At 71.6% G+C, this 25,343-nt stretch carries 21 protein-coding genes and 1 pseudogene; 11 read left to right on the top strand and 11 right to left on the bottom strand.

The genetic code is table 11. From position 1 onward, the window contains the following. Positions 1-402: 402 nt before the first annotated feature. The 3 genes from ACFVVO_RS17955 to ACFVVO_RS17945 form a co-directional block, all read right to left on the bottom strand. A complete protein-coding gene (locus ACFVVO_RS17955) occupies positions 403-1,470 on the bottom strand; it encodes a MerR family transcriptional regulator (protein ID WP_390055947.1) in 1,068 nt (355 codons plus the stop codon). Positions 1,471-1,532: 62 nt separating this feature from the next. Further along, positions 1,533-2,369 carry a cytochrome c oxidase assembly protein gene (locus ACFVVO_RS17950; protein WP_390055946.1) on the bottom strand — a complete coding sequence of 279 codons (837 nt, stop codon included), beginning with the start codon at positions 2,367-2,369 and terminating at the stop codon, positions 1,533-1,535. Continuing rightward, positions 2,369-2,935 (bottom strand): DUF2243 domain-containing protein, encoded by a 567-nt coding sequence (locus ACFVVO_RS17945; protein ID WP_390055944.1) that lies wholly within the window; start codon positions 2,933-2,935, stop codon positions 2,369-2,371. Before ACFVVO_RS17945 ends, ACFVVO_RS17950 begins: the two co-directional genes overlap by 1 nt. Before the next feature lie 214 nt (positions 2,936-3,149). Between ACFVVO_RS17945 and ACFVVO_RS17940 the strand changes: the two genes are divergently transcribed. From ACFVVO_RS17940 to ACFVVO_RS17930, 3 genes are all read left to right on the top strand, one after another. Continuing rightward, complete coding sequence (locus ACFVVO_RS17940) at positions 3,150-3,863, top strand: FadR/GntR family transcriptional regulator (RefSeq protein WP_390055942.1); 714 nt, start codon at positions 3,150-3,152, stop codon at positions 3,861-3,863. A gap of 1 nt (position 3,864) precedes the next feature. Further along, positions 3,865-4,698, top strand: a complete 834-nt coding sequence (locus tag ACFVVO_RS17935) for a sterol desaturase family protein (protein WP_390055941.1) — start codon at positions 3,865-3,867, stop codon at positions 4,696-4,698. 138 nt (positions 4,699-4,836) lie between these two features. After that, entirely contained in the window at positions 4,837-7,482 is a 2,646-nt protein-coding gene (locus ACFVVO_RS17930; protein WP_390055939.1) for a glycosyl hydrolase, read from the top strand. Positions 7,483-7,607: 125 nt separating this feature from the next. Here the strand turns inward: ACFVVO_RS17930 and ACFVVO_RS17925 are convergent, their stop codons facing one another. The 4 genes from ACFVVO_RS17925 to ACFVVO_RS17910 form a co-directional block, all read right to left on the bottom strand. Continuing rightward, on the bottom strand, positions 7,608-8,183 hold the full coding sequence (locus tag ACFVVO_RS17925; RefSeq protein ID WP_390055937.1) for a rhodanese-like domain-containing protein: 576 nt from the start codon (positions 8,181-8,183) through the stop codon (positions 7,608-7,610). Between the two features lie 92 nt (positions 8,184-8,275). Beyond that, the gene (locus ACFVVO_RS17920; RefSeq protein WP_390055936.1) at positions 8,276-9,019 is read right to left on the bottom strand and encodes a sulfite exporter TauE/SafE family protein; all 744 of its coding nucleotides are present in this window, start codon (positions 9,017-9,019) and stop codon (positions 8,276-8,278) included. After that, the gene (locus ACFVVO_RS17915; protein ID WP_390055933.1) at positions 9,016-9,381 is read right to left on the bottom strand and encodes a rhodanese-like domain-containing protein; all 366 of its coding nucleotides are present in this window, start codon (positions 9,379-9,381) and stop codon (positions 9,016-9,018) included. Before ACFVVO_RS17915 ends, ACFVVO_RS17920 begins: the two co-directional genes overlap by 4 nt. Before the next feature lie 44 nt (positions 9,382-9,425). Next, positions 9,426-10,784, bottom strand: a complete 1,359-nt coding sequence (locus ACFVVO_RS17910; protein WP_390055932.1) for a rhodanese-like domain-containing protein — start codon at positions 10,782-10,784, stop codon at positions 9,426-9,428. A 400-nt stretch (positions 10,785-11,184) separates the two neighbouring features. Here ACFVVO_RS17910 and ACFVVO_RS17905 point away from each other — a divergent pair, with 400 nt between their 5' ends. Then, positions 11,185-11,934, top strand: a complete 750-nt coding sequence (locus ACFVVO_RS17905; protein WP_390055930.1) for a peptidoglycan-binding protein — start codon at positions 11,185-11,187, stop codon at positions 11,932-11,934. A 126-nt stretch (positions 11,935-12,060) separates the two neighbouring features. On the opposite strand, the gene ACFVVO_RS17900 is transcribed toward ACFVVO_RS17905, so the two are convergent. From ACFVVO_RS17900 to ACFVVO_RS17890, 3 genes and pseudogenes are all read right to left on the bottom strand, one after another. Continuing rightward, the gene (locus ACFVVO_RS17900) at positions 12,061-13,167 is read right to left on the bottom strand and encodes an aliphatic sulfonate ABC transporter substrate-binding protein (protein ID WP_390055928.1); all 1,107 of its coding nucleotides are present in this window, start codon (positions 13,165-13,167) and stop codon (positions 12,061-12,063) included. Positions 13,168-13,568: 401 nt separating this feature from the next. Further along, on the bottom strand, positions 13,569-14,801 hold the full coding sequence (locus tag ACFVVO_RS17895) for an acyl-CoA dehydrogenase family protein (protein WP_390055926.1): 1,233 nt from the start codon (positions 14,799-14,801) through the stop codon (positions 13,569-13,571). Positions 14,802-15,150: 349 nt separating this feature from the next. After that, a pseudogene (locus ACFVVO_RS17890) lies at positions 15,151-15,380 on the bottom strand (SUMF1/EgtB/PvdO family nonheme iron enzyme); the annotation flags it as partial. 540 nt (positions 15,381-15,920) lie between these two features. On the opposite strand from ACFVVO_RS17890, the gene ACFVVO_RS17885 reads away from it, so the two are divergent. Continuing rightward, positions 15,921-17,441 carry a catalase gene (locus ACFVVO_RS17885; protein WP_390055924.1) on the top strand — a complete coding sequence of 507 codons (1,521 nt, stop codon included), beginning with the start codon at positions 15,921-15,923 and terminating at the stop codon, positions 17,439-17,441. Positions 17,442-17,495: 54 nt separating this feature from the next. On the opposite strand, the gene ACFVVO_RS17880 is transcribed toward ACFVVO_RS17885, so the two are convergent. After that, the gene (locus ACFVVO_RS17880; RefSeq protein ID WP_390055922.1) at positions 17,496-18,452 is read right to left on the bottom strand and encodes a LysR family transcriptional regulator; all 957 of its coding nucleotides are present in this window, start codon (positions 18,450-18,452) and stop codon (positions 17,496-17,498) included. A 116-nt stretch (positions 18,453-18,568) separates the two neighbouring features. Between ACFVVO_RS17880 and ACFVVO_RS17875 the strand changes: the two genes are divergently transcribed. The 6 genes from ACFVVO_RS17875 to ACFVVO_RS17850 are packed head-to-tail and all read left to right on the top strand — an operon-like array spanning position 18,569 to position 25,312. Continuing rightward, positions 18,569-19,441 carry an FAD binding domain-containing protein gene (locus ACFVVO_RS17875; RefSeq protein WP_390055921.1) on the top strand — a complete coding sequence of 291 codons (873 nt, stop codon included), beginning with the start codon at positions 18,569-18,571 and terminating at the stop codon, positions 19,439-19,441. A gap of 1 nt (position 19,442) precedes the next feature. Further along, a complete protein-coding gene (locus ACFVVO_RS17870) occupies positions 19,443-19,964 on the top strand; it encodes a (2Fe-2S)-binding protein (RefSeq protein ID WP_390055919.1) in 522 nt (173 codons plus the stop codon). Next, positions 19,961-22,333 carry an aerobic carbon-monoxide dehydrogenase large subunit gene (locus ACFVVO_RS17865; protein WP_390055917.1) on the top strand — a complete coding sequence of 791 codons (2,373 nt, stop codon included), beginning with the start codon at positions 19,961-19,963 and terminating at the stop codon, positions 22,331-22,333. Before ACFVVO_RS17870 ends, ACFVVO_RS17865 begins: the two co-directional genes overlap by 4 nt. Positions 22,334-22,343: 10 nt before the next feature. Beyond that, complete coding sequence (locus ACFVVO_RS17860) at positions 22,344-23,270, top strand: XdhC family protein (protein WP_390055915.1); 927 nt, start codon at positions 22,344-22,346, stop codon at positions 23,268-23,270. Continuing rightward, on the top strand, positions 23,263-24,171 hold the full coding sequence (locus ACFVVO_RS17855) for an AAA family ATPase (RefSeq protein WP_390055913.1): 909 nt from the start codon (positions 23,263-23,265) through the stop codon (positions 24,169-24,171). The genes ACFVVO_RS17860 and ACFVVO_RS17855 overlap by 8 nt, the downstream gene beginning before the upstream one ends. After that, positions 24,164-25,312: a VWA domain-containing protein gene (locus ACFVVO_RS17850; RefSeq protein WP_390055911.1), complete on the top strand. Its 1,149-nt coding sequence runs from the start codon at positions 24,164-24,166 to the stop codon at positions 25,310-25,312. The genes ACFVVO_RS17855 and ACFVVO_RS17850 overlap by 8 nt, the downstream gene beginning before the upstream one ends. Positions 25,313-25,343 lie beyond the last annotated feature (31 nt).

The following is a 25,343-nucleotide window of genomic DNA, read 5'->3' as shown; positions in this document are numbered from 1 at the left end:
CCCGGCCCGGGAGGAGCCCGTGGGCCGGGCTGGAACTTGGGGAGCCGGCCGGTGGAGTCGGGCAGGAAGCGGACCGCGGGATCGGTTTCGCCGCGGCCCGCCCTGTCACCGGCGGTTCATGAAGTCGCGCTGCTCATCGAAGAGTTCCGTGGTCTGACGGCCGGCACAGCGGCGACACGGAGCTGTCTCGGACACGTGTTGAGCCCCCTCATGGCCACCCATGACAGCCGAGCGCGCCCTCTGGCACGCGACAGCCCCCGTGAATGCCCCCGCTGGTGTCGTACGCTCACGACACAGAACCGAAGTTTGGTCTAGTCCACCCGTCCAGCGCGGTCATCCTACGCCCAGCATGCACATGTCACGCAAGATCCAAGTTCCCCCAGCTCTCACTTCCCCCTCGCGTCAGTCCTCCAAGCGCACCGGCATCAGCAGCGAGAAGGTGTGCTCGTCGTCGGAGCGGCGGATCGCGAGGGGGGCCGTCGGGGACGTGGACTCCAGGACGAGGTGGCCGTGGGCCGCGGCCGCGAGAGCCTGGAGGAGGAACTCGCGGTTGACGGCGATGCGGTCCTGGCCGGCCTCGGCGTCCTCGCGGACGGTCACCGTGCCGTCGTCCGTCACCTGGAGCACGCTCAACTCGACGGAAATGTCGCCCTGTTCGTGGATCGGGCCCGTCTCGAGCGCCTTGCGGAAGGCGGGCACATCGACGAGGGCGCGGCGGCCCGTCGGCAGGTGGACCAGGCGGCGGTAGTCGGGGAACTCGTGGTCGAGTTGCCGCCCGGCCACCTGACGGTCGCCTGCCTCCAGCGTCACCCGGTCGCCGTCCAGGCCCAGTTGGACGGGCTCCTCGCCGCTCAGCAGCGCGCGCATGGCGTCGGCGAGCGGGGTGGGCACGATGGCCTGGACGCGCGGACCGCCATGCCCGGCGACCGCCGCCCGGGCGACGGCCATCCGGTAGCGGTCGGTGGCCACGGTGTGCAGTGCGTCGCCGTCGATGTCGAACAGGATGCCGCCGAGCACGGGCAGTTCGGGATCGGTTCCGACCGCGAAACGCACCGAGTCCAGGGCCGCCGCCAGTGCCGGTGCCGGGACGGACAGGTGGACGGGGGCGGTGTGGAGCGGGGGCATGTGGTTCTCCCTCTGGTCGAGTAGGGCTCGGAGTGTGGAGAACTCGCCGCGGGCATCGGACAGTCCCGCCTCCAGTCGGCTCAGATGGGCCTTCAGCAACGTGCGGACCAGGCCTGTGTCGGCACCGGACCAGGCGGCCAGCACCAGCCTGATGTCCGCCAGCGGCATACCGGCCCGGCGCAGGCGTGCCAGCACCCGGGCCTCCGCCAACTGCTCACGGCCGTACCAGCGGTACCCGCTCACCGGGTCCACCCGGACCGGCACCAGCACGCCCGCCCGGTCGTAGAACCGCAGGGCGCTCACGCCCAGTCCGCTGGCGCGGGCCATCTCCCCGATACTGCGCATCTCGCTCTCCACACCCGGAACCCTGGGCCCTCGACCAGGTCGAGGGTCAAACCCGGCCGGGATCAGTGTCCTGCCGTCGCGGCTGCTCCAGGATGTTCCGGCCGCGGGACGGTCCTGGCGCGGCGCTCGGGCCGCCAGGTCGCCATGAGCGCCCCGGCCAGCAGGAGTTCGGCGATGTCCCCGCCGTAGTACATGATCTCCGCGCCTTGCCGGACCTGTTCGACGGGGGCACGGATGTCGACGAAGAACCCGCCGTACATGGCCTGGGAAATCAGGGCGTGCGCGGCGATCGCGACGCCCAGATACACCAGGCGGGTCCGGACGCCGGGGCGGGTGGGCGCGGGATCGGGGCCGGCGATGACGTGGGCGAACAGGCAGCCCGACGCCAGGAAGTGCGCCTGCATGAGCCAGTGCCCCAGGGGGTGGCCCATGGCGGCGTTGTACAACGGCGTGAAGTACAGCACTCCGAGGCTGCCGGTGCTCAGTACGAGCGCCACCGCCGGATGCGCCAGTACCCGGGCCGGGGTGCTGTGCAGCACCGCCGAGACTCTGCGGGCCCGGGCGGCCGGCACCGCTCGCAGCAGGAGTGTCACCGGCGCGGCCAGCACCAGCGCCGTCGGCGCGTACATGCCGACGAGCATGTGCTGGGCCATGTGCCCACGGAAGTCGGAGTGCGCGGCGGACGACAAGGGCGGAAGCAGGGCGACGGCGAGCAGGCACAGCCCGGCCAGGAACGACGCCGACCGCCGGCGGTTCCAGCTCCGTGCGGGGTTGCGGCGCCGTACGCGGTGCGCAGCGAGCAGATAGCAGCCGGCCGCGGTGAGCAGGACCGCCAGGATCAGCGCGGTCGGCGCCGCTGCCGGCGCACCGCCCCCGCCGTGCTGGTGCATGTCTTCCATCAGGCCTGGTCTCCGGCTCGCTCGGCGCCTCGGGGTGCCTCGGGGCCGAGGAGGGTCCCGCCGCGCTGGAGCAGGTGGCCGGCGAGCATGAAAAGGCCGCCCAGTACGAGGAAACCAGTGTCCCACCAAGCCTGGTGGGGACCGCCGTGGACATGGTGGATCCCCAGAACCTGGTGGTCCAGGATGCCCTCGACCAGGTTGAACAGGCCCCAGCCGAAAAGGATCCAGCCCCACAGGACCCGTGAGGTCCACACCGCCCGCCGGTTGTGCGTGATCCGCGAGTACAGCACGGCCAGGCCCAGGAGCACAGCGACCCAGCACACCGCGTGGAAGACACCGTCCCACACCGTGTTCATCTCCAGACCCGAGACCGTGTGCGGGTCGTAGTACTTCACCCCGATGCGGTCGTGGTTGGTGCTGGTGAGCATGTGGTGCCACTGCAGGAGCTGGTGCAGCAGGATGCCGTCGACGAACCCTCCCAGCCCCACGCCGAGGACGATCCCCGGCAACCGCAGACTGCTGGGCTCCGCCGTGAGCGGCGGGGCTGTGCCTAACTTGGTGACCATCACCTGATCTCCGTTCGGTCGGCAGTGCACGCGTGGATCCGCGGACTGCGGGGCGGCGCGGCCAGCGCGTCAAGGCGTTGGTCCTGGGGCGTGCTTTCCCGCACGGCCCGTCACAATCACCCGGCTCGGTGCGGTTTCGGTCAATCGCCCGGCCTCTCGGAAAAGCTGGTCCAACCAGTTGACCAGTCGCCGCGGCCGGTCCACCCTGCTCGCCATGACACGGCACAACATCCGGCGTGAAGCGGTCTCCGACCAGCTCTTCGCCGTCCTGCGCGACAGGATCCTCGACGGTGAACTGCCGCCCGGCTCGGCGCTCACGGCCGAACGGGAGCTGGCGTCCGAGTTCGGCCTGAACCGGCACGCCGTGCGTGAAGCCGTCAAACGGCTCCAGCAGGCACGGCTCGTGCGGGTCAGTCACGGCGGGCGCACACTCGTCCAGGACTGGCGGCGCTCCGCGGGCCTCGACCTGGCCATGGGTATCGCGGCGACCGACGCCGGACCCTCGGTCGAGGACCTCGCGCGGGACGCCCTGGAGATGCGGGCGTGCATCGGTGCCGACGCGGCCCGCCTGTGCGCGATCCGGTGCTCCGAGGGGACCGCCGGCGAGATCGTCGAGGCCGCGGGACGTTACGCGCGCGGCGGACCCGATCTGGCCGAACTGGGCGCCGCGGACATCGCCTGGTGGCGGCTGGTCGTGGAGGGTTCCGGGAACGTCGCCTATCTGCTGGCCTTCAACAGCCTTGTCGAGGGCACGCTGCCGGTCGCCGACGTGCCCGGCGACCTGCGGACCGCCGAACTCATCGATGTGGCGGCCCGCCTCCGGCTCGCGTCGTACATCGAGGCACGCGAGGCGGCGGCGGCCGAGCGGCTGGCGCGTGAGCTGCTGTCCCGCAGCGTGCCGACGACGCCCCGGAAGGCGGTGCGCTGAAATGATCCCTGCCGTGGTCTACGCGATACCGGCGTTCGTGCTCCTGGTGGTCGTGGAGGCGCTGTCCTACCGTTTCCTGCCGGACGACGACGAACGCGGCTACGAGCTGCGGGACACGGTGACCAGCATGTCGATGGGTGCCGGCAGCCAGGTCGTCGCGGTGCCGTGGAAGGCGGTGACGGTCGTGCTGTACGCGGTCCTCTTCACCGTCGCTCCCTGGCAGCTCTCGCCGTCCTCGGCCTGGACGTGGCTGGTGCTGTTCTTCGCGGACGACCTGGCGTACTACGCCTTCCACCGTGCCCATCACCGGGTCAGGGTGCTCTGGGCGAGCCATGTGGTCCACCACTCCAGCGTCCGCTTCAACCTCTCGACCGCTCTGCGCCAGAGCTGGACGCCGATGACGGGCCTGCCGTTCTGGCTGCCCCTTGCGCTGCTCGGCATCCCGCCGTGGATGATCCTGCTCCAGCAGGCCTTCAGCCTCGTCTACCAGTTCTTCCTGCACACCGAGCGGGTGGACAAGCTGTGGAGTCCGGTGGAACGGGTCTTCAACACGCCCTCCCACCACCGCGTCCACCACGGATCGAACAACGAGTACCTGGACCGCAATTACGGCGGCATCCTCATCATCTGGGACCGGCTCTTCGGGACCTTCGAACCGGAGGGCGCACGTGCGGTGTACGGCCTCACGAAGAACATCGGCACCTACAACCCGGTGCGGGTGGCCTTCCACGAGTACACGGCCGCCTGGCGTGACGTCCGCACGGCCCGGAACTGGCGCCAGCGCGCCGGGTATCTGTTCGGGCCACCCGGCTGGGCACCCAAGGCCGAGGGGTGATCCGCGCACGTGTCCCGCCGGGTGCGTGCGTAGAAGTGACAGGTTCCGGACAAAGAGTTGGCCAAGTGCCGGACCTCCTCGCCCGCGCGTGATCGGGTCTCCTGCGACGGCTGTACCACACCCGTTCTGGAGGATCCGGTGCCAGCACCAACCCGCAGAAGACGATGGCTCACGATCTGCGCCATCACCGCAACCGCAGGGCTCGTAGCGATACCCGCGAGCGCCGCGCCCGGTCGCCATGTCAGTCCCTTCGGAGTCCGCACCCTCGACCGGCTCGCCGCCCAGCGCGAGCACTCGGTGGGGACCCTCGGCCCCCGGGCGAAGTCGGAGGACGGGGACGACGGCAACGAGGCCGACGAGATCGCCGAAGGTGCCGACCAGTACGCCGAGGCCCGTACCGCGCCCGGCATCGTCGCACCGGGCGCCTATGGCGCCGCCTGGCAAGGACTGAACAACCTCAAGCAGACCAAGGGCAGTTGGCGACACGTCACCGGGCTGACGTACAACTCCGACGACTCCCGCTACCGCGACATCGACTCCAACTCCAGTGGCGGCTCCGGAAACGTCACCGGGCGGATGGCCGCGATCGCCGCGGACGACGACGGCTACGTCTACGCGGGCAGCGCCGGCGGCGGAGTCTGGCGCTCGCGGACCGGTGGCGGACACTGGCGGTCCATCAGTGACCGGCTGCCCTCGCAGTCCACCGGAGCGCTCGCCGTCGACGGCACCGGACGGCTGTGGCTCGGCACCGGCGAGGCCAACACCAACGCGGACGCCTACCTGGGCAGCGGCGTGTACGTGCTGTCGGACCCGCACCACGGCGCCTTCACCACCCGCAGCCGGGTCGGCGGCGACGAGCTGGAGAGCACCACCGTCCGCCAACTGCGGTTCGGCGGCGGCAAGGTGTGGGCGGCGACCAGCGAAGGCGTGTGGAGCCACTCCACCAAGAACCTCCATGGCTCTTGGAAGCTGGAGTTCGCGCCCAACCCCGACTATCTGCCGGGCGGTTCGAAGGCGACGGACGAAGGCGCCGCCTACAAGAACATCACCAACGACATCGCCGTCGATCCCAAGGACCCCGCCAAGGTGATCCTCGCGGTCGGCTGGCGCAGCGGTGACGACTACAACGGCTTCTACACCAGGACCGCGGGTGGCTGGCAGCGGATCACCAGCGGCTTCGGTGAGCTGCCGACCGACGCCGACAACGTGGGCACGGTCACCTTCGCCCGCTCCGCCGACGGCTCGCGCTACTACGCGATCGACCAGTCGCCCGAGCAGATGGCCACGAACCCGGACAGCGGCCTGCAGGGCATCTTCAGCGCCGCCTCGCCCTTCGGGCCCTGGACGAAGATCGCCGACTACAAGCAGCTGGCGGCCGACGGCTCCGCGCTGACCACGGCGGGATACATGCCGGGCGTGCAGGCCTGGTACAACCAGTTCCTCACCGTCGACCCGGCCGACCCCAGGCACGTGTACGCCGGCCTGGAAGAGGTCTACGAGACCAGGGACGGCGGCGCCACCTGGTCCACCGTCGGCCCGTACTGGAACTTCAACTTCCCCTGCTGGAGCATCGATCCCGCCCGGCAGACCGGAAGCTGCAGCCAGACCACGCACTCCGACCAGCACGGCGTGGCGATCGGCCGCTACCACGGTAAGAGCTACGTCTACGTCGGCAACGACGGCGGTGCCTACCGGCGCCCCGTGCACGGCTCCCAGGACTCCTCCGGCCACGCCACCGACTGGGCCTCGCTCAACGACGGCACCATCGACACCCTCCAGTACTACTCGGTGGGCGTCGGCAAGGACCCGGGCCACCACGGTGTGTCCGTCACCGGCGGTCTGCAGGACAACGGCCAGTCGATCCTGCGCAGTGACGACAAGGTGATGGGCTCCAACTTCGGCGGTGACGGGGGCGACACCCTCACTGACCCGGCCAACGGCTGCAACCTCGCCGAGGAGTACGTCTACCTCGCCGTCCAGGTCACGCAGAACTGCGCGGTGAACGACGGCTCCTGGATGACCGACCCCGCGAAGGCGACCTCGTACAATGTGGCTCCGGCCGACAACATCACCGGCGAGGCCCGCTTCATCGCCCCGCTCGCGGCCGACATGAGGAACAGCGCGACCTGGATCGCCGGCGGCCGTCACATCTGGGTGCAGGACCACGGCTACGCCATCCGCAGCGGCTCCGAGTGGAGGAGTGTCCACGACCTCGGCGCGGGCCGCAGCGCGACCGCCGTCGCCGCCTCGGGCGGCAAGGTGTACGCGGCCTGGTGCGGGCCCTGCAACGAGAACGGGTTCGCCCGCGGCATCGCAGTCGGCAACGCCGACGGGACCGGCTGGCACGACATCAGCCTGCCGGCCACCGGGGCGGACGGCACGGTGCCCAACCGCTACCTCAGCGGCTTCGCCGTCGACCCGAAGAACGCCGACCACGTCTTCCTCGCGGTCAACGGCTTCTCGCGGCACTGGACCGAGGGCCCCGGCGCCGGTACCGGCCACGTCTTCGAGTCCACCGACGGCGGCACCACCTGGAAGGACGTCTCGGCGAACCTGCCCGACGTGCCGGCCGACTCCGCCGTGGTGACCTCGAACGGCGGGCTCGCCCTCGCCACCGACCTCGGCGTCGTCTACCGCGCTCCGGGTCACACGAAGTGGCAGCGCGTCGGTTCACTCCCGGCCGTCGCCGTGCTGCAGCTCAAGCTCAGCCCGGACGGGGGCACCCTGTACGCGGCCACGCACGGCCGCGGCATCCACGCCATCCGGGTGCGCGACCTCGGCTGACGCGATCACGGACGCGCGAGGGGTGATCCCGGATCCCGGGGTCACCCCTGCGCCGTGTGCGGCACCGCGTTCACCGCCCACCGGCACCGGCGGGCACGCGGCACCGCGCCCGCCATGGTTCCGGATCAGTTGCCGCGCAGACGGGTCAGCGTCGCCTCCAGGTCGGCCTGGCGGGGCCGGTTGTGGGGGAGCTTGGCGAGCATGGCGGCCATGCCGCAGGTGTTGGTCACGGCCGAGAAGACCAGGCCGCCGGCGATGCCCGCGGACAGCAGCCGGAAGGCGGGGTGCACGAACTCGCCCAGTGCCAGACCGAGCAGGACGACCGAGCCCGCGGTGAGGCGGACCTGCCGCTCCATGCCCCAGGTCGCCCGCGTGCCGCCCTCGGGGCGGTCGAGGCCGTTGCCCTGGGCGGCCCAGGCGCCGGTGCCGCCGGCGAGGGTGGCGGTGTGGACGCCGTTCTCGGCGAGCGTCCGGCAGGCGTTCTCCGAACGGGCACCCGAGGCGCAGACGACGAGGACCTCGCCGCGCTCGGCGGCGGCCCGGATCTCCGGCAGCGCCCGGCCGAGCTGGTCGAGCGGGATGTTGAGGGCGCCGGGGATGTGGCCGCCGGCGTACTCGCCGGGGGTGCGGACGTCGATGACGGTGAGTTCGTGCAGCCGGGAGCGGGCCTGCTGGGGATCGAGGGTGATGGGGGTGGTCATCGTGATCTCATCCTTCTGTGTGGAGGTGCCCCGAGCGGGGACTGCTGGAGTTGTGAGGCGTTTTCGTGCGGGCCGACCGGGCCGCCGCCGTGTCAGACGAGCGCGTCGAGGAGCATGAGCGCGGCCACCGCGAGCAGCACGCCGGCGAACAGGCGCTGCAGGGCCTGGCCCCTGATCTTCCGCGAGAGCCGTTTGCCGTCCCAGGCGCCCAGGACCGCCGCCGCGGTGAACGGTGCGACGACCGCCCAGTCCAGATGCGTCCCGCTGCCGGCCCGGGCGCCGAGCGCCGCCAGCGAGTTGATCGTGATGACCAGCAGGCTGGTGCCGACGGCCCGGCGCATGGGCAGGCTCAGCACACCGACCAGGGCCGGCACGGCGAGGAAGCCGCCGCCCACGCCGAGGAACCCGGTCACCGCGCCGAGGCCGGCACCGGCGGCACCGGCCTTCCCGGGCCTCACCGCGCCGGAGGTATCGGTGCGGGCGGGACGCAGCATGCGCAGCGCGGCGAGTGCCGCGACGACGGCGAAGGCGGCGGTAAGTACGGTCTGGGGCAGGTGTCCGGCGGCGGCCCCGGCGATCATCGCGGGCACGATGCCCGCCGCCGCGAAGAGCAGCCCGGTGCGCCAGGCGACGTTGCCGTCCCGGGCGTGTCCGGCGAGGGCGGTGACCGAGGTCAGGGTGACGATGACCAGGGCGGCCGTGGTCGCCTCCGCCGGGGTGAGGCCGAGCAGGTAGATCAGGGCGGGCACCGCCAGGACGCTGCCACCACCGCCGAGCCCACCGAGGGCCAGGCCGACGACGGCACCGGCGACGAGCGCGAGGAGCAGAGCGGTCATGCTATCGAGCCGTGGTTCCCGCGTTCGTCGACGACCGGATGCCCGACGGCGGCCCACGCCTTCATGCCGCCCTTGACGTCCACCGCCTCGGCGCCCCGGCCGGCGAGCAGCTCGGCGGCCTGCCGCGAGCGGTTCCCGCTGCGGCAGATGACCACCAGGGGCCGCCCCCGGGCCGCGTCCGGCAGCACCGCCTCGGCGGCCAGGCGGGACAGCGGCGCGTGGACCGCGCCGGGCGCGTGCCCGGCGTCCCACTCGTCCTGCTCGCGTACGTCCAGCAGGACGGCCGGCGCGCCGGCGTCCTGGACGCGCAGGCGGGCCTCGTCGACGGTGACGCGGTCCTCGCCGCGACGGAAGAGGGACATCACACGACCTCTCGTTGGTTCGGAACGGAAGGGACGAAGGGCGTTCAGCCGGTGACCACGGTCAGCCCGGCGGCGGTGGCGGCGTCGAAGCCGTCGTCCACGGCCACCACGTCCCGCCCGGAGGCGTCGAGCAGCGACGCGGCGATGGCGGCGCGCACACCGCCGGCGCAGTGCACCCAGACGGTGCCGGCCGGTACCTCGGCGAGCCGCTTGTGCAGCTCATGGATCGGGATGTGCGCGGAGCCCTCGATGTGGCCGGCGGCCCGCTCGGAGCCCCGTCGCACGTCCAGCACGACGACCCCGTCCGTACCGCGCTCGGCCAGGCCCGCGAAGGTGGAGCGGGCGAAGGAGGCCGGCCGGCCGCCCTCGGCCACCCACTGCTCGGGCGTCCCGGTCGCGGCGGCGGCGGGCCGGTCGATGCCCACCCGGACCAACTCCCGCTGCGCGGCGGCCAGCTGCTCGGGGGACTCGGCGAGCAGGGTGACCGGCTTCCCCCACGGGATCATCCAGGCCAGGTACGTGGCGATCTTGCCGTCCGCCTCGAAGTTGAACGACCCCGCGACGTGGCCCCGCGCGAACGCGACCCGGTTGCGCAGGTCCACCACCCACTCACCGGCCGCGAGCCGGGCGGCGATCTCGTCCGCGTCCGCGACGGCCGGGGGAGTCAGGTCGACCGGGGCCGGACCGCCGGCGTTGGCCGGACCCATGTGCGCGTAGTAGGCGGGGATGTCGTCGAGACCGGCGAGCAGCTGGGCGACGAAGGAGTCCACGTCCTGGGTGAGCGCCGCGTTGCCCGTCTTCTCCTTGCCGATCGTCGTGGCGTCGCCCTCCGCCTGCGCCGAGGAGCAGAAGCTGCCGAAGCCGTGCGTCGGCAGCACCGGGGTCTCGTCCGGCAGCTCGGCCGCGAGACGGTGGGCGGAGGCGTGCTGGGCGCGCGCCAGCCGCTCGGTCAGACGGGGCTCCACCAGGTCGGGACGGCCCACCGTGCCGATCAGCAGCGACCCGCCGGTGAATGCGGCCACTGGCACACCGCCCTCCCGCAGCACGTAGGAGGTGTGGTGCGGGGTGTGGCCGGGCGTGGCGACGGCCCGCAGCTCGAGACCGCTGTCGAGGGTGACCGTGTCGCCGTCGCCCACCGGCACCCGGGCGAACGACACGTCCGCACCGGCCGGCACCAGATAGGCGGCCCCCGTGACCCGGGCCAGTTCCAGACCGCCGGTGACGTAGTCGTTGTGGATGTGGGTCTCCACCACGTGCGAGATCCGCACCCCGCGCCGGGCGGCCGCCGCCAGGACCTGATCGAAGTCGCGCGGCGGATCCACCGCCACGGCCGTGTCGCGGCCGCCGGCCAGGTAGTGGCGGTTGCCCAGCCCCTCGAGCTCGATGGTGTCGATGAAGAACACGGAGATGCCCCTTCCACGGAGATTACCCCCCCGGGTATGTATTCCACCGTAACACGGGTACCCCGGGGGGTATTCCTGTCGCTGTGGTGAGGGAGGGTGCGGGATCAGGGGTTCTCCCCGTCTCCGGGCGCAGGAGTGTCCGACGAGGGGTGTACGCGGGATGGGACAGCGGCCCCGCCGTCATCGCTAATCAGGAGAACGGGCAGGTGGGACGCGTCGGGAGTAGCGTGGGGAGCGTGCCTTCCATCGGGGGCGCGGCACCGTTCCGCCGAGGCTCGAGACCGTGACACCGCCGGTCAGCGGGCAGGAGGCGCCTCAGCGTGCCGCCCAGGTGCCCGCTCCCCTCGATGGTGAACCCCCAAGGCCGACGTCCAAGAAGTTCTCCCTCTCGGAGGCCGTCATGACCTGGACCAGCGCGACCGACATGGAACCGGGCGACGTCATCAGCATTCTCGGCGTCGACCACGTCTTCTACGACGACGTGATGCGCACGGGAGGCAGCATCGCCTGGAACGACCAGAACCCCGGGAACATCATCAGCTCCGGCGAGGCCGTGGGTTACGGCGCGTACACCGGAAAGCACAATGACATCTTCGCCGTCTTCCCCGACGAGGAGACGGGCTTCCAGGCCGTTCGCCAATACCTCGGAAAACGCCGGAACTTGACCGTCTTCGAGGTGATGAGGGCATACGCCCCGGCCGGTCACGGGTCCAACGACCCCCAGCGATACGCCCAGCAGGTCGCCGACGCCCTGGGGGTCACGCCCGACACTTCCCTGGCCACCCTGGACGACGACCAGATCACCGTGTTCGCCGACGCCATTCGGCAGGTGGAGGGCTGGCGGTCCGGAGAGGCGCACGGTCCCGACGACCTTCCGGACGATGTCGCGCAGTGGCTGGTCGACCACCCGAGCCGTACGGAACGAACGGCGGCGGACCAGCCCCTCGCCCACCAGGGCGTCATCGCGGAGGGGGTCAAGAACATCCAGCAGCGCCTGAACGAGCTCGGCTGGACCCCGCCCCTCGGCGTCGACGGCAACTTCGGCCCGCACACGAAGGAGGCCGTGCAGTGGTTCCAGACCAACAGCGGGCTCACCGCGGACGGCATCGTCGGCAACAGGACGTGGCGGCGACTCGTGGGAGCCCAGTGACGTCACGAGCGGCGTGTTCCCGGCACATCAGGGCCGGCCGGCCATCCGTGCCGGTCGAGCCGGAGGATGGCCGGTCCGGACCCGCGGCCAGGTCGAGCGGGTTGGACGTGCCGCAGTCGGCAGGCGCTACTTGGTGCCGAGGCCGGCCGTGTCGAGTTCCTGCTTGCCCTCGGCCTTGAGAACCTTGTTGAGCGGCGTGAGGTCGTAGACGCCCTTCAGGTCCGGCTTGTCGAGCAGGCCCGCCGTCACCGCGTGCTCCGCCTCGGTGCGGAGCGTCGAGGCCAGCGGGTCGTCGAGGAAGGTGATGGACTTCCACGCCGGGTCGATGACGTCGGCGGGCAGCGCCTTGCCCGACAGCTTCTCCAGGGCCGTGTTGGCGGACGCCTTCGCCTTCTCCGGGTTGGCGTCGATCCACTCGTTCGTCTTCACCGAGCCGCGCAGCACGGCCTCGACGACGTCCGGGTGCTCCTTCAGGAACGTCTGCGACACGATGATGTTCGTGATCACGAACTTCTTGTCGGGCCACAGCGCCGACTCGTCGAGCAGTACCTTCGCACCCTCGGCGACCAGCTTGGACGCGGTCGGCTCGGGCACCCACGCGCCGTCGATGGAACCGGACTTGTAGGCGTCCGGAGTCACCTTGTTGTCGGTGCGGACCACGGAGACGTCACCCTTGCCGCTCTGGGCGTCGACCGTCCAGCCCTGGCCGGCGATCCAGTTGAGGAACGCCACGTCCTGGGTGTTGCCGAGCTGCGGCGTGGCGATCTTCTTGCCCTTGACGTCCTTCAGGGACTTGATCTTCTTCGGGTTCACGACCAGTTTCACGCCGCCGGAGGCCGAACCACCGATGATCCGCAGGTTCTTGCCGTTGGACTTGGTGTAGCCGTTGATGGCGGGGGAGGGGCCGATCCAGCCGATGTCGATGGAACCGGCGTTGAGCGCCTCGATCTCCGAGGGGCCGGCGTTGAACGTGGAGGTCTTGATCGTGGTGCCGCCGAGCTCCTTCTGGAACAAGCCCTCCTGCACGCCCACGAGAGCGGTGGCGTGCGTGAGGTTGGGGAAGTAGCCGATCTTCACCTCGTCGGTGGAGAGCTTCTTGGCACCCGCCGCGACCGCGGTCTTCTTCCCGTCGTCGGTCGAGTCGGAACCGTACCCGCAGGCGGTCAGCAGGACAGGGAGCGCCGCTATGACGGCGATGGTGCGCAGGGTGGTGAGCGGTCTTGCGGCAGACACGGAGGTGTCCTCTCGGGAGAGGGGTGAGCAAGGAGGTGCGGCCGGCGAGCAGGGCTGTGCGCGGGCGCCGTGGGCACGTGTGCTCCGCCGGCCGATTCGCGGCAGCGGGGACGCCGTCCCGGACCCGTGAGCGGATCGGGAGGGGTGTCAGGCGAGAGCGACCCGACCGCCGAAGCCGGCGGGGGTCACGGACGGCTCAGACAGGCCGACAGATGGCACTGGACGTGCGGCCGAAGTCGATGTGTCGACGCGAGGTCAGCGGGGGCGGCGACACGAGTGTGCGGTTCGGCGACCCCATGACCACACCCCCGCCTTCCCTAGTTTTCCTACCTGGTTGCTAGGGATCGTGACAGAAGGCGGCGTCCACCCCAAGGGGGTGTTCGCATGATGGACGGCGGCGGTCAGACCGGCAGGACGAACGGCGGATGCGTGCCGTTGAGGAAGTAGTCCCCCACGTCGCGGAGCCGGGGAGCGACGGGCTCGTACAGGGTGTGCGTCCGGGCGTTGCGCCAGAAGCGGTCGAAGCCCAGCCGCGAGGACGCGGAGCGGGCGCCGACGATGTCCAGAGCGCGGGCGGTGGACTCCTGCGCGGCTCGGGAGGAGGCGGCTTCGGCCATGGCGACGAGGACGGAGATGTCCGCGTACTCGTCGTAGGTGAGGTCCGCGCCGCGCGCCAGCCCGCCGTGCACGGCCTCCAGTGCCTGATCGGTGAGTGCGGAGGCGGAGCGGGTGAGGACGGCGAGTTCCCCGTAGGCGGCCAGCACCTGCGGGTCCTGGGCAGGGCCGGCCGGCCGGGCGGCGTGCCGGGGTGAGTGGCCCGCCCGGCTGTACTCCCGGGCTTCGGCGAGCACTCCCTCGGCCATGCCGAGACGGAGCTGGACGGAGAGGAGGCGCCCGACCGGCGAGACCAGGGCGGTCGGGGGCGACAGGATGTCCTCGTCCGCGGACAGGGAACCGAGTACGTCGTCGGCGGCGACCGGTACGGAGTCGAACTCCACGCTCCCGCCGGCCGCGAGGCGCTGGCCGAAGGTGTCGGCGTCGCCACCGGTGCCGACGCCGCGGTGGGCGGGATCGACGACGACGGCGAGCGGCTCGCCGGTGTCGGCCCGCACGGCTCGCACGGCGAGGCGGTCGGCGACCAGGACTCCGGTGGAGTAGCTCTGCCGTCCGCTGAGCACATGGCCGCCGCCGCGCGCCCTGGTCAGCGTCAGTGGCGAGTCCTGGCGGGCCAGACCGCCACCCCAGCACCACTGCTCCGCCCCGTACCGCCGCTCGAGCCGGGCGGCACGGGAGGGCTCGGTGAGAAACCGGGCGCTCCACGACAGGAAGTAGTGACCGCCGAGCAGTTGGCCGATCGCGCCGTCGGCCGCGGCGATCTCCCGGACCACGGCGTAGGCCGTGGTCCAGTCCGCGCCACCCCCTCCCGACTCCGCCGGCACGAGGAGCGTCAGCAGTCCCGCCTCACGCAACCGGGACACCTCGTCGAGCGGGGGCTTGCCCGCCTGCTCCCGGGCCACCGCGTCCGTGGCCAGGTCGTCCGCCGACTCGCGGGCCACGCGCAACCAGTGCGCCCGGCCGGGCCCGGTCCGGTCGGAATCCGAAAGGGGGCCGGACGGCGCGGCGGCAACGCCCATGGTGGAGGTCTCCTCGAAGTCAACGGCAAGGTGCCGAGCGGCAGTTGGCTCACCCGGCCGCCCGTGCTGCCATGCGCCGGCCGGGTGCCTCACACCCGACAGCGGGCGGCGCCGGCGACGTGACCGAAGTCGACGTGCCGACGACGAACGAGTCGTTGCCGCGCGGGGGTCATGTACATCATCCTGCGCATCCCGCCGAGGGAACGTCAACGCTTCCCTAGTAAATCGATAGGAATTATAGGGAACGCATTCACCGGGCGTGCTCGGGTCACCGTGTCCCCTGGAGGCCCGTACGCGTACGCCGGTCGCGTCGTCGGCCGCTGATCCGCTCGCCCTCGGCGCGGGTCCGCTACACCGTCCCGGCGGCGTCGTTGGCGCAGCGGAAACCGAGGTTGGCGCAGGAGGAGTCCGGTGTGTTGGAGGAGCGTGCGGCCACCCGGTAGCGGTTGCAGCAGGAGTCGTGGCACAGGTAGGAGCCGCCGCGCATGACCCGCGTGGCCCCGGTTTCCGGACCGTCTCCTCCGTGTCGGTGTGAGGGAAGCGGCCCTGCCAGATGTGGCAGCGCCACCGGCCGCCGGGGGGAACTGCTGCACAGACACAGCCCACTCAGCCGGAGTGAACTCCTGCGACGCAGCGGCCTGTCCAGGACGACCCTGTACGACACCGTCGCGGCCCTCGTCGCCGCCCCCGCCGTGCCCGGTGTCGTGCGGCTGGAGTGGACAGGCCCGGTGGACGGTCGCCTGTACGTGGAGCGGCGGCGCGGCGGCACGGTCGGCGGGTGACCGCCCGTAACGGCGGGCGGTCGCCCTGGACGGCACAAGCGGTGCTACCGACCTGCTGCGAGGGCCGGGACGCACGGCATGTGGGCGCCGGCCGGCAGTCCACATGCCGTGCGTGATCCGGTTGGCCGACACCGGCGCGTCCGGTGCCGGTGCGCCGGGATGAGGGTGTTTACCCGGTCCTCTCCGGGTCACGCGGCAGGTGGGAGACGAGTGCCGGTCGGGTGCTCCGCCGCCTCCGCGTGACCTGCGGCGCGGAGGCGGGGCCACACCGCACTCGCTGGACGTCGGCGCCCGAGGGTTCCGGCGTCGCTGCTGACGCACTACGGAAGGCAGAGTAATGACGGAGATCCGACCCGCCACCACGACCGACTCCGGCGCACCGGTGGAGAGCGACGAGCACTCTCTGACCGTGGGGCCCGGGGGGCCGATCCTGCTGCAGGACGCCTACCTGATCGAGCAGATGGCGCAGTTCAACCGGGAGCGGATTCCCGAGCGCCAACCACATGCCAAGGGAAGCGGCGCGTTCGGCCACTTCGAGGTGACCGACGATGTCAGTGCGTACACGAAGGCGGCCGTGTTCCAGCCCGACACCCGCACCGACCTGGTCATCCGCTTCTCGACCGTCGCCGGCGAGCGTGGCAGCCCGGACACCTGGCGTGACCCGCGCGGCTTCGCGGTGAAGTTCTACACCAGCGAAGGCAACTACGACATGGTCGGCAACAACACTCCGGTGTTCTTCGTGAAGGACCCGATGAAGTTCCAGCACTTCATCCGGTCCCAGAAGCGCCGCGCCGACAACAACCTGCGCGACCACGACATGCAGTGGGACTTCTGGACCCTCTCCCCGGAGTCCGCCCACCAGGTCACCTGGCTGATGGGGGACCGCGGCATCCCCCGGACCTGGCGCCACATGAACGGCTACACCTCCCACACCTACATGTGGATCAACGCCGCCGGCGAGCGGTTCTGGGTGAAGTACCACTTCAAGACCGACCAGGGCATCGAGTTCTTCACCCAGCACGAGGCCGACCAGATGGCCGCGGCCGACACCGACTACCACACCCGCGACCTCTTCGAACACATCCGGGACGGCGACTTCCCGAGCTGGACCCTGTACGTGCAGGTGATGCCGTACGAGGAAGCCGCGAACTACCGTTTCAACCCGTTCGACCTGACCAAGGTGTGGCCGCACGGGGACTATCCGCTCATCCCGGTCGGCCGCATGACGCTCGACCGCAACCCGACCGACAACCACGCCCAGATCGAACAGGCGGCGTTCCAGCCCAACAACTTCGTCCCCGGCATCGGCCCGAGCCCGGACCGCATGCTGCTGGCCCGGCTGTTCTCCTACGCGGACGCCCACCGCCACCGCATCGGCTCCAATTACCAGCAGCTCCCCGTGAACGCGCCCGTCGTCGACGTCCACAGCTACTCCAAGGACGGCGCGATGGCGTACCGGAACACGACCGACCCGGTGTACGCCCCGAACTCCAAGGGCGGTCCCGCGGCGGACACCGAGCGTCACGGATCCCCGCCCAGCTGGACGGCCGACGGCGAGATCACCCGCTCCGCCTACGTCTCCCACCCCGAGGACGACGACTGGGGGCAACCCGGCACCCTGGTGCGCGAGGTCATGGACGACGCCGCCCGCGACCGTCTGGTCGACAACGTCGTCGGGCATCTTCTCAACGGAGTGACCGAACCCGTCCTCGAACGTGCCTTCGCGTACTGGTCCAACATCGACGAGACCATCGGCAAGCGCATCGCCGACGGTGTCCGGGCCAAGGCCGACGAGAAGGACCCCAAGGCCACCGAACAGGGCAACCCGGCACGGCGCTCCATGCGGCACAAGGCCTGAACCGCTCGGCCGACCCGGGCACACCGCTACGGCAAGGGGGCAGAGCCCGCTCTCTCACGCGCCCCAGAGTGTGACGTACACCGGGGGCCGGAAGCGGGAGGGCGGGACGCCCGCGCCCGGCGCGCGCATGACGCGGGTCGCTGCGGGCGTGTGCAGGAAGTGCAGGAACGCGTCGGTGGCCGGGGAACGATGTCCCGGCTGCAGGACGGTGGCGTGCCACGTGGCGTCCGACGGCGTCACAGGGGTTTCCAGCAGGCGCAGCTCGTCACGCCGGATGCGGGACGACACCAGATGAGCCAGCGCCGGTGCCACCCCCGTGCCCTCGGCGGCGGCCGCCAAGGTCGCGGTCTGGTTGGGGAACACCCACACGTTTCCTTCGGCCACTCCCAGCCGACGGAGCAGCCGCCCCGAGTCCGCGTCCGGATCGGTCCCGGAGGAATCGACCAGCCACGACCACTGCGGTGGCGGACCGGGCGGCCGCGGCGACCTGGCGCCGGTCACCACCACCAGCTGGGTGCGGAACAGCGGCTCGCTGACCAGTTCGCCCCCGCCGTCGTCGCCGAGATACGGCCCGAGTGCGACGTCGGCCAGCCGGTTCTCCACCAGCACGCGTATCCCGCTGCCGGCGGCCACCCCGAACGAGGTCTCGGTCCTGCGCCCCGAGCGACAGGCGAAGGCCTCCATGAGTGAGGGGAGTACGAACTCGGCCAGCGTGCTCGTGGCGACGACCCGCAGTTCGTCGGGCGCACCCCGTGCCGCCCGCACCGCGGCCTCGGCACCCGCGCTCAGTGCGACCATCCGCGAAGCCACCGGCAGCAGCCGCGCGCCGGCGGGCGTCAGACGCATCCCGCCACCGCCGGTGCGCCTGATGAGCGGATCGCCGAAGTGGGCGCGCAGCGCGCCGAGCGTCTGCGACACCGCGGACTCGCTCACGTCCAGGGCACGCGCCGCGGCGCCCACCGAACCGAGCCGGGCCACCAGCACGAAGGTGCCGAGCTGTCTCACGGTCACCGTCCGATTTTCCCGCGTTCGCGATGATAAGTGAATACTTATCGACCCATTGCATGGCCGGTGCGGAAGAGCGCAGCATCATGACGGCGACGGGCACGGCATTCCGGGAGGGCCCGATGCAGGTACCGGCTGCGTTCCAGTACGAGAGGGCCACCAGCCTCGAGCAGGCGATCGAGCTGCTCGAACGGTACGGCCCCGAGGCCCGGGTGGTGGCGGGCGGACACAGCCTGCTGCCGATGATGAAGCTGCGGCTGGCTCAGCCCGAAGCACTGATCGACATCAACGGCCTCGGCGAACTCGCGGCGATCCGGGTGGATGGCCACGACCTGGCCGTCGGAGCGATGGTCCGCCACGCGGAGCTGCTCGCCTCGCCGGTCGTCGGCGAGCACTTCCCCATCCTGCGGGACGCCGAGCGGGTCATCGCCGATCCGCTCGTACGCAACCGCGGCACCGTGGGCGGCTCGCTGTGCCAGGCCGATCCCTCGGAGGACCTGTCCGCGGCGTTCTCGGCGCTGCGGGCGACCCTGGTCGCCCAGGGCCCCGGCGGCAGACGCACCATCGCGATCAGGGAGTTCTTCCTCGGGCCGTACGAGACCGTACTGAACGACGCCGAGCTTCTGGTGGAGATCCGCGTGCCCATCCGTTCGCACGCCAGCGCCTACCGCAAGGTGGAGCGCCGGGTCGGCGACTGGGCGGTCGTCGCCGCGGGAGCGGTGCTGGAGATCTCCGGCGGGGTCATCACCGAGGCCGGGATCGGGCTGACCGCCGTGGGTGCCCCACGGTTCGTGGCCGAGCAGGCCGAGGACCTCCTGCGCGGCGGACGGCCGGACGAGGAGCGCTTCGTCGAGGCGGGCCGGCTCGCCGCGCGGGAGTGCCGGCCGACGGCCGACCAGCGCGGCCCGGTCGACTACAAGCGGCACCTGGCCGGAGAGCTCACCACGCGGGCGCTGCGCGCCGCCGGCGCACGCGCCCAGGGGCAGGAGGCGTGACATGCGGATCACCGTGACCGTGAACGGCGAGCAGCACACGAGGGACGTGGAGCCCAGGCTGCTGCTCGTGCACTTCCTGCGCGACGGACTCGGGCTCACCGGCACCCACTGGGGCTGCGACACCTCCAACTGCGGCGTGTGCACGGTATGGCTGGACGGCACACCGGTGAAGTCCTGCACCGTGCTCGCGGTGATGGCCGACGGCCACGAGGTACGGACTGTCGAGGGTCTGGCGCACGGTGCCGAACTCGACCCGGTACAGCAGGGATTCATCGCCTGCCACGGGCTGCAGTGCGGCTTCTGCACGCCGGGGATGATGATGACCGCCCGCTGGCTGCTCGACCACGACGCGGATCCGTCCGAGGAGGACATCCGCGAGGCCATCTCCGGACAGATGTGCCGCTGCACCGGTTACGAGAACATCGTGCGCTCGATCCGCTGGGCTGCCGAGCACGGCGGCGCGCAGGGGACCGCCGACGCGGGCACCGAGCCGGCGCCCGGCCGCGAGGAGGTGCGGGCATGACGACCACCGAGGAACGGCCGGTCGGCTTCGGACGGATGCCCCGCAAGGAGGACGCGCGGTTCGTCCGCGGCCACGGGACCTATGTCGACGACGTGACGCTGCCCGGCATGCTGCACGGCGCGATCCTTCGCAGCCCACTGGCGCACGCCCGGATCGTGTCCGTCGACACCAGTGCCGCCGAGGCGCACCCGAGGGTCAGGGCCGTGATCACCGGGGAGACCCTGGCCGGTCTCGGGCTGGCCTGGATGCCCACGCTCTCGTACGACACGCAGGCGGTGCTCGCCACCGACAAGGTGCGCTTCCAGGGTCAGGAGATCGCGTTCGTCGTCGCCGAGGACCGCTACGCCGCCCGGGACGCCCTCGAACTGATCGACGTGGAGTACGAACCGCTCCCGGCGGTCGTCGACGCCCGCCGGGCGCTCGACCCGGACGCGCCGGTCATCCGCGACGACAAGGAAGGGCAGACCGACAACCACATCTTCGACTGGTCGGCGGGCGACAAGGAGCGAACCGACGGGGTCTTCGCGGCCGCCGACGTCGTGGTGGAGCAGGACATGCTCTACCCGCGGGTGCACCCGGCGCCGCTGGAGACCTGCGGCACCGTGGCGGACATGGACGCCATCACCGGGAAGCTGACGGTGTGGTCCACCACCCAGGCCCCGCACGCCCACCGCACGATCTACGCGATGGTGGCCGGCATCCCGGAGCACAAGATCCGGATCATCGCCCCGGACATCGGGGGCGGCTTCGGCAACAAGGTCGGCATCTACCCCGGTTACGTGTGCGCGGTCGTCGGCTCGATCGTCACCGGAAAACCGGTGAAGTGGATGGAGGACCGCTCGGAGAACCTGATGAGCACCTCCTTCGCCCGCGACTACCACATGCACGGTGAGATCGCGGCGACGAAGGACGGAAAGATCCTCGGCCTGCGCGTCCATGTGATCGCCGATCACGGCGCGTTCAACGCCACCGCACAGCCGACGCAGTTCCCGGCCGGCTTCTTCGGCGTCTTCACCGGCTCGTACGACCTGGCCACCGCACACTGCACCGTGACCGGCGTCTACACCGACAAGGCCCCCGGCGGCGTCGCCTACGCCTGCTCGTTCCGCGTCACCGAGGCCGTGTACCTGGTCGAGCGGATGGTCGACCTGCTCGCGGACCGGCTCGGCACCGACCCGGCCGAGCTGCGGATGCGCAACCTGCTGCGGCCCGGGCAGTTCCCGTACCGGACGCAGACGGGGTGGGAGTACGACTCCGGCGACTACCCGAGGGCCCTGCGACTGGCGATGGACATCGCGCACTACGAGGACCTGCGCCGGGAGCAGGCCGAGAAGCGCGAGCGCGGCGAGCTGATGGGCATCGGGGTCAGCTTCTTCACCGAGGCCGTCGGCGCGGGCCCGCGCAAACACATGGACATCCTGGGACTGGGCATGGCCGACGGCGCCGAGCTGCGAGTTCACCCGACCGGCAAGGCCGTCCTGCGGATCTCCGTGCAGAGCCAGGGGCAGGGCCACGAGACGACGTTCGCGCAGATCGTCGCCGAGGAACTGGGCATCCCGCCCGAGGACGTCGAGGTCGTGCACGGCGACACCGACCAGACCCCGTTCGGGCTCGGCACCTACGGATCCCGCTCGACGCCGGTGTCCGGAGCCGCGGCCGCGATGGTCGCCCGCAAGGTACGCGAACGCGCGAAGATCGTCGCCTCCGCGATGCTCGAAGTGAGCCCGGACGACCTGGAATGGGAGAAGGGCCGCTGGTTCGTCACGGGCGACCCCGACCAGGGACGGACCATGACGGAGATCGCGCTCGCCGCACACTCCAACCTGGAGCTGCCCGAGGGCGTCGAGGGCCACCTGGACGCGAGCTGCGTCTACAACCCGCCGAACCTCACCTTCCCCTTCGGCGCGTACATCTGCGTCGCCGACGTCGACGCGGGCACCGGCCAGGTGAAGGTCCGCCGGTTCATCGCCGTGGACGACTGCGGCAACCGCATCAATCCCATGATCGTCGAGGGCCAGGTGCACGGCGGCCTCGCCGACGGCGTCGGCATGGCGCTCATGCAGGTGATCGCCTTCGACGAGGAAGGCAACTGCCTCGGCGGATCGTTCATGGACTACCTGCTGCCCACCTCGGTCGAATGCCCCTCGTGGGAGCTCGGCGAGACCGTCACCCCGTCCCCGCACCACCCCATCGGAGCCAAGGGCGTCGGCGAGTCCGCCACGGTCGGCTCGCCCCCCGCGGTGGTCAACGCCGTGGTCGACGCGCTGAAGCCGCTCGGCGTACGCCACGTCGACATGCCGCTGACGCCCGCCGCGGTGTGGCGGGCCGCCCAGGGCCGGCCGCTGCGCACCGACCTGGCGATCACCTGAGGCGCCCGCGATGGCGAACGCCGAACTCCTGACCCGGGCGGACGTGCTCCGGCACGGCCGGACCCCGTTCGTCCTGGCCACCGTCGTCCACGTGGAACGGCCCACCAGCGCCAAGCCCGGGGACAGCGCACTGGTGCTGCCCGACGGCACCGTCGAGGGCTTCGTGGGCGGCAGCTGCGCCGAGACGACGGTGCAACTGCAGGGCCTGCGGGTGCTGCGGACCGGCGAATCGCTGCTGCTGAGGATCACACCCGCCGGCGACAGCGGGACCCCAGCCGCCGAGGAGCCGGGCGAAGGCCTGGTCACGGTGGCCAACCCCTGCCTGTCGGGCGGGACGATCGACATCTTCCTTGAGGCCAACCTCCCCCCGGCGCTGGCGTACGTCTACGGACATGCCCCCATCGCCCGCGCCCTGCTCGACGTCGGCCGCGTGCTCGGCCTGGACGCCCGGCCGGCCTCGCCCGGGGAGCCGCTGCCGCCCGACCTGCACGTCGTCGTCGTCGCCACCCACGGCCGCGCCGAGGAGACCGTACTGATCGAGGCCGCACGCGCCGGGGTGCCGTACATCGGGCTGGTGGCCAGTCCGAAGCGGGGCGCGGCGGTGCTCGCCGGGCTCGATCTCGACGAGGAACAACACACGCGCGTCCACACCCCCGCCGGCCTGGACATCGGCGCCCGGACCCCGGCGGAGATCGCGCTGTCGGTGTACGCCGAGATCATCGCCCTGCGGCCGCAGGCGGCGCGAGCCGTGCGCCCCGAAGCCGACTCCGCCGCGCCGCGGGCCGTGCCCGAGCAGGTGGATCCCGTGTGCGGAATGACCGTGGCGATCACGACCGACACCCTCTCCCTGGACCGGACCGGCAACAGGGTGTACTTCTGCGGGCCGGGGTGCCGGCACGCCTTCGCCGACGACCCCTCCCGTTACTCGCATGCCTGACCTCGACCCCCTCGTACCCGACGTCCCCGCCCTGCGCTCGCGTCTCGACGCAGTCGGATATCTGGCCGACGACGCCCTGGTCACGGCGCTCCTGCTGGCCGTACGCATGCGGCAGCCGATCCTGCTGGAGGGCGAGCCCGGCGTCGGCAAGACCGAGGCGGCCCGCGCGCTCGCCGCCGTGCTCGACACCCCGTTGATCCGGCTGCAGTGCTACGAGGGACTGTCCTCGGCCGAGGCTCTCTACGAGTGGAACTACCCCCGGCAGCTCCTGGCGATCCGGCTGGCCGAGTCGCGCGGGGAGTCCCTGCGGGACGCCGACCTGTTCACCGAGGACTACCTGCTGCCACGCCCCCTGCTCGCCGCGATCCGCCACCCGGGACCGCGGCCGGCGGTCCTGCTCGTCGACGAGGTGGACCGCGCCGACGACGAGTTCGAGGCGTTCCTGCTGGAACTGCTCGCCGACGCCGCGGTCACCATCCCCGAACTCGGCACCCGGACGGCCGTGGTGCCGCCGGTGACCGTACTGACCTCCAACCGCACCCGGGATCTGCACGACGCGCTCAAACGCCGCTGCCTCTACCACTGGATCGACTACCCGGACACCGCGCGAGTCGCCGCGATCATCCGCAGACGGGTGCCGGAGTCGGCCGAGTGGCTGGCCACGCGCGTGGCGCGCGGGGTGACGCGCCTGCGTTCCCGACAGGAGCTCACCAAGCCGCCCGGGGTCGCCGAGGCGATCGACTGGGCGGGCGCGCTGCACGCGCTGGGGCTCCGCGTTCTCGACGCCGACGCCGCAGACCACACCCTGGGGGCGGTACTCAAGTACGCCGAGGACCTTCAGTCCGTGCGCCGGGCGGGACTGGCGGAGCTGGTCGACGCGGAGCCGGGCTCCGATGCCTGACCTGCCGGAACTGGCCGCCTCGTTCACCGCCGCCCTGCGCGACGCGGGGATCGCGGGGGGCCCCGACCGCACCCGGAGCTTCGCACGGGCGCTCACCCTGCTGGCGCCGTCGACGACGCGCGAGCTACGGCACTGCGCGCTCGCCACCCTGGTGTCCGACCCCGAGCAGATCGGGCCGTTCGACGAGGTCTTCCGGGCGGTCTTCGGCGGCACGGCCGACCAGGGAGCACAACGCGGGCAACCCGGCGACCCGGCCCGGCCGCTCCCGGACGCCGTGCCCGGCCGCGTGCCCGGCATCCGGAAGCCCTCCGCGGACGGACGAGGCCGGGACACCGAAGCACCGCCGCGGAAGGCTGCCGTCCCCATCGCCGCCAGTCCGCTCGACCGCCTCGCGAGCCGTGACTTCGCGGACCTGTCCGCGGAGGAACTGGCGCGGCTCTCCGAGGTGATGCGCACCATGGTGCTCCACACCCCGACCCGGCCCTCCCGCCGGCACCGCACCGCACACCACGGCACGCGCATCGACGTGCGCCGTACCCTCTCCGACAGCCGGCGCACCGGCGGACAACCGCTGCGGCTACGCCGCTTCGTGCTCCGTACCCGCCCTCGCGACCTCGTCGTGCTCTGCGACATCTCCGGCTCGATGGAGCCCTACGCCCGCGCGATGCTGCAACTGCTCTTCTGTGCCGCCCGCGCCACCCACGCCGAGGTCTTCACCTTCGCCACCCGGCTCACCCGCCTCACGCCGGTCCTCCGGCGGGCCGGGCCGCACGACGCCCTGGCGCGGGCCGGACGGGCGGCCCCGGACTGGTCCGGGGGCACCCGGATCGCGGAGTGCCTGGCGGAGTTCAGCGAGCGGTTCGGCCGACGCGGTATGGCGCACGGCGCCGTGGTCGCCGTCGTCTCCGACGGCTGGGACACCGGCGTGCCCGCCGACCTCGCCACCCACATGGCGCGGCTGTCCCGCGTCGCCTACCGCGTCGTATGGGTCAACCCGCGCTCGGCAAGCCCGCGCTACCGTCCGCTCGTGGCCGGCATGGCTGCCGCACTGCCCTACTGCGACGCGGTCGTCAGCGCCCACAACCTCGCGGCCCTGGACGACTTCACCGCCGCTCTCTCCGCCCCGCGCCGCCGTCGATGACCCTGCCCGCCCCCGGCCCGGCGCCGTGCTC

Source organism: Streptomyces sp. NPDC058145 (assembly GCF_042884245.1).
Lineage (GTDB): Bacteria > Actinomycetota > Actinomycetes > Streptomycetales > Streptomycetaceae > Streptomyces.
Note: the sequence above shows the minus strand (reverse complement) of the source record. Positions and strands in the feature narration are given on the sequence as shown.

Excerpts from the sequence above, each read along its gene's own strand:
- ACFVVO_RS17955 (WP_390055947.1), bottom strand. The coding sequence starts at position 1,470 with ATGCGCAGTATCGGGGAGATGGCCCGCGCCAGCGGACTGGGCGTGAGC.
- ACFVVO_RS17855 (WP_390055913.1), top strand. The coding sequence starts at position 23,263 with ATGCCTGACCTCGACCCCCTCGTACCCGACGTCCCCGCCCTGCGCTCG.
- ACFVVO_RS17865 (WP_390055917.1), top strand. The coding sequence starts at position 19,961 with ATGACGACCACCGAGGAACGGCCGGTCGGCTTCGGACGGATGCCCCGC.
- ACFVVO_RS17885 (WP_390055924.1), top strand. The coding sequence starts at position 15,921 with ATGACGGAGATCCGACCCGCCACCACGACCGACTCCGGCGCACCGGTG.
- ACFVVO_RS17935 (WP_390055941.1), top strand. The coding sequence starts at position 3,865 with ATGATCCCTGCCGTGGTCTACGCGATACCGGCGTTCGTGCTCCTGGTG.
- ACFVVO_RS17895 (WP_390055926.1), bottom strand. The coding sequence starts at position 14,801 with ATGGGCGTTGCCGCCGCGCCGTCCGGCCCCCTTTCGGATTCCGACCGG.
- ACFVVO_RS17920 (WP_390055936.1), bottom strand. The coding sequence starts at position 9,019 with ATGACCGCTCTGCTCCTCGCGCTCGTCGCCGGTGCCGTCGTCGGCCTG.
- ACFVVO_RS17850 (WP_390055911.1), top strand. The coding sequence starts at position 24,164 with ATGCCTGACCTGCCGGAACTGGCCGCCTCGTTCACCGCCGCCCTGCGC.
- ACFVVO_RS17950 (WP_390055946.1), bottom strand. The coding sequence starts at position 2,369 with ATGGAAGACATGCACCAGCACGGCGGGGGCGGTGCGCCGGCAGCGGCG.
- ACFVVO_RS17870 (WP_390055919.1), top strand. The coding sequence starts at position 19,443 with ATGCGGATCACCGTGACCGTGAACGGCGAGCAGCACACGAGGGACGTG.
- ACFVVO_RS17940 (WP_390055942.1), top strand. The coding sequence starts at position 3,150 with ATGACACGGCACAACATCCGGCGTGAAGCGGTCTCCGACCAGCTCTTC.
- ACFVVO_RS17905 (WP_390055930.1), top strand. The coding sequence starts at position 11,185 with ATGACCTGGACCAGCGCGACCGACATGGAACCGGGCGACGTCATCAGC.
- ACFVVO_RS17860 (WP_390055915.1), top strand. The coding sequence starts at position 22,344 with ATGGCGAACGCCGAACTCCTGACCCGGGCGGACGTGCTCCGGCACGGC.
- ACFVVO_RS17875 (WP_390055921.1), top strand. The coding sequence starts at position 18,569 with ATGCAGGTACCGGCTGCGTTCCAGTACGAGAGGGCCACCAGCCTCGAG.
- ACFVVO_RS17945 (WP_390055944.1), bottom strand. The coding sequence starts at position 2,935 with ATGGTCACCAAGTTAGGCACAGCCCCGCCGCTCACGGCGGAGCCCAGC.
- ACFVVO_RS17915 (WP_390055933.1), bottom strand. The coding sequence starts at position 9,381 with ATGTCCCTCTTCCGTCGCGGCGAGGACCGCGTCACCGTCGACGAGGCC.
- ACFVVO_RS17925 (WP_390055937.1), bottom strand. The coding sequence starts at position 8,183 with ATGACCACCCCCATCACCCTCGATCCCCAGCAGGCCCGCTCCCGGCTG.